Source organism: Thermoplasma sp. Kam2015, from assembly GCF_003205235.1.
Taxonomy (GTDB): domain Archaea; phylum Thermoplasmatota; class Thermoplasmata; order Thermoplasmatales; family Thermoplasmataceae; genus Thermoplasma.
This window is the reverse complement of sequence record NZ_QJSM01000018.1, coordinates 237,418-245,855: the sequence shown is the minus strand read 5'-3', so window position 1 is coordinate 245,855 and position 8,438 is coordinate 237,418. Positions and strand designations below refer to the sequence as shown.

Here is an 8,438-nt window from a genome sequence, read left to right as displayed (position 1 = left end):
GTCATTTCAAGGGATGTGAAGGACAGAATTAAGATGCTGCAGCTGGAGCTGCCTGGCCTTAACCTGAAGGAGGAAACATTCAATTCGCTGATATTCGAGGTAGATGGCATCCAAACATTCAATTTTTCCGTATGACTTTAGATACAGATCATCAGCATATTACCCGATCGCAGGCTCATACCATTGTTGCCACATATCTTGGATGGTCCCTGGACGCATTCGACTTCTTTTTGATAACGTTTGTTATGCTTGCTATAGCAAAGACGTTCAATGTTGCCTTAGTTGTTATAACACTAAGTATAACACTCACTCTGACCATGAGGTTTTTGGGATCCCTCTTTTTTGGTCCTGTGGGCGACAAATATGGGCGCAAAATAACGATGATCATAAGTCTTACATTCCTTGCATTTTTCGATACGCTGGTAGCCTTTTCGCCAACCATTACAGTATTTCTCATACTCAGGGCGCTCTACGGTTTTGGCATGGGAGGAGAATGGGGATCTGGATTTGCACTCGCCATGGAATCTTTGCCCACAAAGGCAAGGGGCTGGGTATCTGGACTGATTCAGGGCGGATATCCAACTGGCTATCTCCTGGCAGCCATTGTATACCTATTCATCTATCCAAAATATGGCTGGAGACCTATGTTCTACTTCGCAGCACTGCCTGCCATAGCTGTAATATACATTATGATCACAACAAGGGAAAGTCCTGTCTACAATGAATTCAAGAAGAGAGCCTCGTTCAGGCAGACATTTAGAACGATAGGAAAACATTGGAAACTTTTCATCTATCTGTCCATTTTACTCGTTGGAATGAACTTCGTTTCCCATTCCACACAGGATCTCTATCCGACGTTTCTGGAGCATCAACTGCACTTCAGCACAACATACGTTGCCTCAATCGCAATAGCATATAATGCGGCCGCTATCGTTGGCGGCGTCATATCAGGCATAATTTCGCAGAATACCAGGCTGGGAAGAAAATGGAATGCCATTGCTTTCCTCATTGTCGGGGTTGCGATATCACCACTGTGGGCTTTTCCAGAGTTATTCGGAAGGTCATCGATCATATATGTTGCCTTCCTTGCTCCTATCATAATGCAGTTCATAGTTCAGGGGGCCTGGGCAATGCCCGGCGTATACATGAACGAAAGATCCCCAGCAGAGGCCAGGGCAACCATTCCTGGTGTCGCGTACATGATTGGAGTAATGGTTGCCTCAACTGCATCAACGATAGAGGTGTTGGTTTCAACGATGTTTCATGACAATTACTCCTACTCTATGCTACTATTGGTTCTGATAGTCTTTCCAGTAACAGCCTTGATATGGTTCCTTGGGAAGGAGAGCAAAAATGCAAAACTGGACGCAACTCCCGCATGAACCATCTCTATACTGACACGACAGGACTCAGCATACAAATATGACCTGAAACCTGTACATGCTGGTTTCAGTACCTCAATATTTTATAATACCATTCATTTTGAAAGTACGAAGCAGTAAACATCCACTCCACTCATCTCGTACAATTTATCAACATGCCAGCCGGTATCTTCGATGATGTCCATCAGCTTTGCCTTGTCGACCAAGAGATATCTAAACCAATCTGTCCTGTATCTGTCGTAGATCACCCTTATCTCAAGCTCTCCTGAATAGCCTTCAGCAGAAGTGAAGCCAGAGGCATATGGATCTGTCGTTTCAGCAATTATCCTAGCATCATCTGAAGATTGCTGGTAAAATTTGCGAAGAAAACCTTTTGCTTCAAGGACTGTGCGAAGAAGGCCGAAATTGTTTCCCAGAAGTATAAGGGTGTCCCACGGGCCATGGATATCCTCTATTCCGCCTAGGACAACATTTCTTACACCGCGATTCTTCATAACCTTCACTGCAAGTGGTGAGATATCCATGGCGATCACATCAAATCCAAGATTCTGAAGATAAAGGGAGTGTCTTCCAGCACCTGCTCCAACATCGATTATCTTTCCAGTTGCATGTTTTATAGCGTCTTTTTCCATGCCGGGCCACTGATCAAAAGATCTGAAATAATATGAAATTGAGGTCACATCTATCTTGCCGCTTCTGGTTTCTACCATCTCGTAGCTGCATCTTCCCTTAGAATAATCCATGAGTGCATGCCCAAAGGCATCTTCTGAATCATCCATCTCTCAGAGATACAAAGAATATGATAAAGCTGTTGCGGTGCAGGAAAATACCACCATGCCTACATGTTGCGATTATCGGACTCACGGCTTGATCTAAAATGGATCTGCTAGCTGCCACTAAGCTGAATCTTCTAATCTTCTTTTCAGCCATCAATTTTTTATTTGCATGCATATTCCCACGAACCAGAACTGATATTTCAAGAGACGATCACTTTGTTTACACAATCCATGTTTCTATATATCTTTCAAACCCTTCATCGAATCTTTCATCTGTATAAGCTCTTACATTGTCTTCTAGAAGATTGGTTTTTTACGGGTTCCACCTTTTCCTAACACTATTTATAAAATGTTCGCATTAACCAGATATGATAAATGTCGGCTTGTACTATAAGGTAAAGAAAGGGCACGAAGAGGAATTTGAGAGAACATTCAACAGCGTTCTGGCCATGCTGAAAAGCACAGATATGGGTATAAAGGACGTGAGACTATACAGAGACGTTAACGATCCACAGCAATACATGATATTCACGGAGTGGGAAAGCCTCGACAAATTTAGGGAATTCGTTACCAGCAGACCCTTCAAGGAGACGACAGAGTTCGGTAAGACGATCCTTGAAGAGATGCCTAAAAACAGAATATTCATGAACGAAACTTCAATATGAAGTGTTCGTTCTTGAACTTATTTTTAAATATATGAAATAACCAACGTATATCAAACATGCTATGAATATCGCATCTATTATTATCTGATCAAGTATCACGCTGAAGCTGTGCACGGCGGACGACCAGTATGGTCCTGCTCTCAATCCTATGTAGATCAGTACTGTTGACCAGATGACAGAACCAAGAAACGTCATCAGGGCAAATATCCAGACCTTCATTTTGAGCATGCCGGCGGGTATCGAGATTAGACTTCTTACGCCCGGTATAAATCTGGCAAAAAATACGGAGCTTGCTCCCCACTTGTCTATCCAGTTCTCCGCCCTTACGAGAGAATCTTCCTTGACATAGAAAAATGCAAGTATCTTTACGATTATGGGCCTGCCGATTACCAATCCCAAGTAGTAATCTATGAAAGAACCGACCATTGAAGCCAGTACTGCATCAGCCACGATCAGCGGAAGGGAAAAAGTATGAAGGTAAACGAGATAGCCTGAAAGAGGAAGCACAACCTCGCTGGGTATGGGTATAAACGTGCTTTCAAGCGTCATAAGTCCAAAAACTCCAAGATAGCCGGACTTAGAGACTATAGATACCGAAAAGCTGAACAAAGATCCGACGCTTACGGCAGCGAAGAATTTCTCAAATGGAAGTTCAGCCAGCTCAAATATTTCGGTTGCAGTGATACCTATGAGAACAATTGATATTATAACTCCGTAGAGATTGAAATAACCGTCCAGTTTCATACTACCCTTTTCCATGTTTTACATGCCTAAGTGAATTACTGATTTAAAAATTTGCTTTATTCTGTTTGATCCTGATATTTCAGAAGATTATCTTTCAAATCGCAGCCCCAGGAAGATCCTATCGTCATTTCTTCTGATTAGCATAGGATCCTGTGAACTACTCATAGGCTGAAGATTCGGATCTTACTTTCATCTAAGAGACCCATGCCTTTCTAGACATACGTACAAGCCGTATATCTCTATAACCACGGGCATATATTCGGATCTCATCGATCCCACTCAGGTATCGTACACTTGTTCACCGTGGATGATGCAAAAATATGGGAAGACAATCTATAAATCATTCTATTGGAAGAAGTACGTGTGTCTCTTTACGAAGAAGGAGAATTACAGCTTCCCCCAAACTCCTAACTTTTCTATAATACCAATCTCTCCTCCTCAACCTTTCTTTCCTTCACACCAAGATCTGCTGTATTTATTCTCATACCATCGTATAGCTTGGCCTTTTCCTCTCCATCGTAGAGGGCAGCCACAACTCTACCTATCGCATCTCCCTTCATAATACCGCTTCCGCTGGTGCCAGTTGCTACGATGAGATTGAGTGATCTGAATATGTATGGATTTCCATCTATCGTGTTGTACGAATAGTATCCTGCCCACATACCCGTAACCGAAGCTGATGAGAGAGGCTTCATGTATGCCTGCAGAACCTGGTGCACATTGTACGTGTAGAACTCTGGTTCTGCCTCAGGATCTTCAACGAATGAGAAATCACGGCCTATGTCATCCGCCACACCTGCCCAGAATGTCTTTTCCTGAGGAGATGGCCTTATGTACACCCCCTTTGGAAAGATTGTGAATGGATATGAACCTGTATCAAGCACGTTTTTACCAACAACATCCGATATGAAATCATTCTTTATCTTGAAGAGCTGCCTCTTCTTTGGCCTTATATGGCTATCTATACCTATCGGATCCGTGAGGAAGTTTGTCCAGACATCAGTCGCCAGTATGAAGGTATCCGCATATATTTCTCCCCTGTTCGTGCTTATACTCTTTATAAATTTATCCTGCCAGATGAATGGTTCACCCGGAAAGTTTATGGGCCTCACTGGCACGAGATTCAGAGACTGAACGCTGGTGTCGAAGAAGAAATCTATCTTCTTGTTCACGCATTGCTGATAGTAGAATGCTGCTATCTTGTCTGGCTCCATTATGCCTGCATTCAGCGCAAGATAGGCATCTCTTATATCTTCCAGTCCCATGGCTTCCCGTATCTCATCGTCTATCTTAGTGGATATGCCCATATCACCAAGCAAATCAAGATCGATCTCCCTTATCTTTGTCTTCTTCCCTATCTCCCGGATCACATCCACACTGGAATCGTTATCCATGAGGAAAAGATATCCGACATGCTTCATCCCAAGGTCGATACCAAGTATCTTCTGCACATGATCGTAGAACCTTATGGAAGATGAAGATAACTTGAAACTCGTGTCTGACGAGAAAACATCTCTGAATCCGGCCGCACTTTTACCTGTATTTCCTTGCGCATATGTATGAAATTTATCTATGACGGCTATCTTCAGGTCTCCATGTTTCTCGGAGAGATGAAATGCTGTGGACAGCCCAACTATGCCGGCTCCTATGATTGCAATATCATATTTCATGCTATGGGAATAGTACCTCAGAATAAACACTTTATTTCTGCGACCTATTATAAGATTCTATATATCTGCTATGACGACACATCCATGAAACAGCAATTTAGATATACAGTGTAAAAATATGATGATGCCGTGGTGCATGCATACCAGGAATCTGAAACTGGTATCACGGTCATGCTGTGAGGTGTTTGATGGGAAAGATACTGTTTCCTTTTAGTGCTGTGGTAGATGAGGAGGATCTGAAAAAGGCTCTGATTCTTAATGCAATCGATCAAAGGATCGGCGGTGTTCTGATAATGGGCCCGAAAGGCGTCGCCAAATCCACGATAGCCAGAGCGCTTACCGATCTTCTTCCTGAGATAAAGGTGGTTAAGGACTGCCCTTTCAAGTGTGATCCGGATGATCCATCGGCCATGTGCGATGATTGCCTGAGGAAATACAGAGAGGGAAAGATCGTTTCAGATACCAGAAAGATGCCATTCATAAATATGCCTGTGACAGCAACCCTGGACAGAGTCATCGGTAGTCTAGATATAAAGAGGGCCATAGATGAGGGCCTGCGTTCTCTCCAGCCCGGCCTTTTAGCCGAGGCAAATCGTGGAATAATATACATAGATGAGGTCAATCTGCTTGATGACGCGGTTGTCGATTCCATACTTGATGCGGCCGCCTCAGGAATAAATGTGGTTGAACGCGAAGGTGTAAGCGTCACCCATCCGGCAAGGTTCATACTGATAGGTACGATGAATCCAGAGGAGGGAGATCTCAGACCACAGCTGAAGGATCGATTCGGTCTCTCTGTGAATGCCGTGCAGCCATCCGAAGCAGCGGATCTGATCGAGATATCAAATAGGGTTGAAGAGTTCGATAGAGATCCTGAAGCGTTTTCGAAGAAATATGAGAAACTTCAGGCTGAGATCCGTGAAAGGATCATGAAAGCGAGATCGCTATTGAAGGATGTGAAGATAGAGGACGATCTCAAGTATTTCATAGCTGAGGTTGTACTTAAACTTCAGGCCGGAAACAGGGCGATGATAACCGCGGTAAAGGCATCAAAAGCCCTGGCTGCATACAATGGTAGAAAACATGTGACTCTGGAAGACGTCAAGGAAGCACTAAATCTGGTACTGCGCCACAGGGTAAAGGATACCGCGATGATCAGAGGGACTATAGAGAGGGAATCCAGGGAGATGCCCACAAGCTCAGTTGAGTCTGGTTCCAACAGCGGTATTGATGAGGGTGAAGAATCAAACGGTAGAATGGAAAAGAAGATAGATTCGGGTAAGGAGGAGGAGAGGTCTGCAAAGGTTTCTGCCGCATTCTCAGAGAAGTCTCACAAGAGCGGAAGAACCGGTTCCTCTGACATATTCAGATTGCTTGATCAGAATCGACCAGGAGAACATTTTGATTACAGGGGTAGCCTCATCAACATGATAATTTCTGGGCATAAGAGAATAAGATACAGCGATCTGGCCTTTGTGGCCTCAAGATCCAGAGCGTCTATCCCGGTGATCCTTGCACTTGATGCCAGCAGATCTATGGAGACCATGCATAGAATAGCAATGGCTAGAGGTATAGCAAGATCATTTCTTCATTCCGCATATAGGATGCGCATAAGACTCTCTTACATAACATTCTTCGGAACAGAGAGCCATCTCATGGTAGAACCAACAAGGAACCTGGATCTGATAGAAGAAGAGATATCAAAGACGATACCTCAGGGGAAAACACCAATCCCTGCCGCGCTGAAGATGATGTATGATATTTCAGGCCGCTACAGGGACAGGACAGTCTCCATCATGATCACAGATGGAAGGGCAAACGTTCCCATGGGAAAGGATATAGAACAGGACATAAGGGAATGGGCGACGAAGCTCGGTACAAGAAGCGATCTATTTCTGATCTCCTCAACCATGGGAAGCGAGAAATTCATGCCGTCCTACAACGAAGAGATATGCAGATACTCTGGTGGGCATCTCATCGAAATGGACGAAAACGGGAATATCGGTATATATTCAGGATACAGGAGATGGTGAGCTACTCCTCAGCAGAACTTTCGGATCCTCCTTTCAATGAAATGACCTCTTTCGTGGGATTATATTTCGAATAGGCCATATATTTTGATATGAGCTGGCGTTTATCCGGATTGAACAGACCATAACTTTATAATTGCTTATAAATATTTCACGCAGGTGAATCCGTTATTTCACCGCCGACGAAGTTGAGATTTGATGCTCCCCCAAACCCCTAACAAATCTTTTTAACTCGCCGATTATGTCCACTGGATGTTGAAGAATAAGAGTATTGTTTCAATCGAAGATGTCGACAGCGATGATCTGAATGATCTCTTCGATCTTGCTGATTCCATGCTTAAAACAATTGAGAAGGGTGGAAGCACAGATCTCTTGAATAGCAGAATAATGGCTACACTGTTTTATGAGCCAAGCACCAGAACTCGACTTTCATTCGAAAGCGCCATGCACAGGCTTGGTGGATCCGTGATAACAGTATCTGACGTTAAGACCAGCTCTGTCGCAAAGGGAGAAACACTCGCCGACACCATCAGGATGGCTTCCTCATATTCCGATATAATAGTGATACGGCATCCACTTGAAGGTGCTGCAAGGCTTGCATCCAAGTTCGCCAATAAGCCGGTCATAAATGCGGGTGATGGATCTGGCCAGCATCCAACTCAGACCATACTTGACCTTTACACCATCAAAAAGGAGACTGGATCCATAGATGGAAGGGTTATAACCATGGTGGGCGATCTCAGGTATGGGAGAACAATACATTCTCTGATCATAGCATTATCAAAGTACGACGTCAGAATCAATCTTGTAAGCCCTCAGATATTGAAACTGCCTGATTACGTCTATACCAAGATAGGAGACAGGAGCAGGATAAAAGAATACGATGATCTCTCGTCAGTCATAGAGGACACAGATGTTCTCTACGTTACAAGAATTCAGAAGGAAAGGTTCACCGATCAGAATGAATATCAGAGTGTTATAGGATCCTATTCTGTGGATAAGGAACTCGTATCGAAGATGAAGCAGAAATCCATAATAATGCATCCGCTTCCCAGAGTTGATGAGATCAGGCCGGAAGTCGATGAACTGCCGCAGGCCAAGTACTTCAAACAGGCCTATTATGGAGTGCCCGTAAGGATGGCTCTGATATATCGTATATTGGGTGAGTGAT

7 protein-coding genes are annotated in these 8,438 nt (G+C 43.8%); 4 read left to right on the top strand and 3 right to left on the bottom strand.

The annotated features are described in order from the left end of the window. Positions 1-131: 131 nt before the first annotated feature. Positions 132-1,382, top strand: a complete 1,251-nt coding sequence (locus DMB44_RS02950) for an MFS transporter (RefSeq protein ID WP_237265258.1) — start codon at positions 132-134, stop codon at positions 1,380-1,382. Positions 1,383-1,477: 95 nt separating this feature from the next. On the opposite strand, the gene DMB44_RS02945 is transcribed toward DMB44_RS02950, so the two are convergent. Further along, the gene (locus DMB44_RS02945; RefSeq protein ID WP_110640612.1) at positions 1,478-2,161 is read right to left on the bottom strand and encodes a bifunctional 2-polyprenyl-6-hydroxyphenol methylase/3-demethylubiquinol 3-O-methyltransferase UbiG; all 684 of its coding nucleotides are present in this window, start codon (positions 2,159-2,161) and stop codon (positions 1,478-1,480) included. Positions 2,162-2,526: 365 nt separating this feature from the next. On the opposite strand from DMB44_RS02945, the gene DMB44_RS02935 reads away from it, so the two are divergent. Further along, complete coding sequence (locus tag DMB44_RS02935; RefSeq protein ID WP_110640608.1) at positions 2,527-2,823, top strand: antibiotic biosynthesis monooxygenase; 297 nt, start codon at positions 2,527-2,529, stop codon at positions 2,821-2,823. On the opposite strand, the gene DMB44_RS02930 is transcribed toward DMB44_RS02935, so the two are convergent. Continuing rightward, a complete protein-coding gene (locus DMB44_RS02930) occupies positions 2,815-3,582 on the bottom strand; it encodes a DedA family protein (RefSeq protein WP_237265257.1) in 768 nt (255 codons plus the stop codon). The genes DMB44_RS02935 and DMB44_RS02930 overlap by 9 nt on opposite strands. 401 nt (positions 3,583-3,983) lie before the next feature. Next, entirely contained in the window at positions 3,984-5,237 is a 1,254-nt protein-coding gene (locus DMB44_RS02925; RefSeq protein ID WP_201796921.1) for an FAD-binding oxidoreductase, read from the bottom strand. Between the two features lie 188 nt (positions 5,238-5,425). Between DMB44_RS02925 and DMB44_RS02920 the strand changes: the two genes are divergently transcribed. Beyond that, positions 5,426-7,270, top strand: coding sequence for a magnesium chelatase subunit D family protein (locus DMB44_RS02920; RefSeq protein ID WP_110640604.1), 1,845 nt, complete (start codon positions 5,426-5,428; stop codon positions 7,268-7,270). A 249-nt stretch (positions 7,271-7,519) separates the two neighbouring features. After that, positions 7,520-8,437: an aspartate carbamoyltransferase gene (pyrB, locus tag DMB44_RS02915; protein WP_110640602.1), complete on the top strand. Its 918-nt coding sequence runs from the start codon at positions 7,520-7,522 to the stop codon at positions 8,435-8,437. The last annotated feature ends 1 nt before the right edge of the window (position 8,438 follow it).

Excerpts from the sequence above, each read along its gene's own strand:
- DMB44_RS02920 (WP_110640604.1), top strand. The coding sequence starts at position 5,426 with ATGGGAAAGATACTGTTTCCTTTTAGTGCTGTGGTAGATGAGGAGGAT.
- DMB44_RS02930 (WP_237265257.1), bottom strand. The coding sequence starts at position 3,582 with ATGGAAAAGGGTAGTATGAAACTGGACGGTTATTTCAATCTCTACGGA.
- DMB44_RS02945 (WP_110640612.1), bottom strand. The coding sequence starts at position 2,161 with ATGGATGATTCAGAAGATGCCTTTGGGCATGCACTCATGGATTATTCT.
- DMB44_RS02935 (WP_110640608.1), top strand. The coding sequence starts at position 2,527 with ATGATAAATGTCGGCTTGTACTATAAGGTAAAGAAAGGGCACGAAGAG.
- DMB44_RS02925 (WP_201796921.1), bottom strand. The coding sequence starts at position 5,237 with ATGAAATATGATATTGCAATCATAGGAGCCGGCATAGTTGGGCTGTCC.
- pyrB (WP_110640602.1), top strand. The coding sequence starts at position 7,520 with ATGTTGAAGAATAAGAGTATTGTTTCAATCGAAGATGTCGACAGCGAT.
- DMB44_RS02950 (WP_237265258.1), top strand. The coding sequence starts at position 132 with ATGACTTTAGATACAGATCATCAGCATATTACCCGATCGCAGGCTCAT.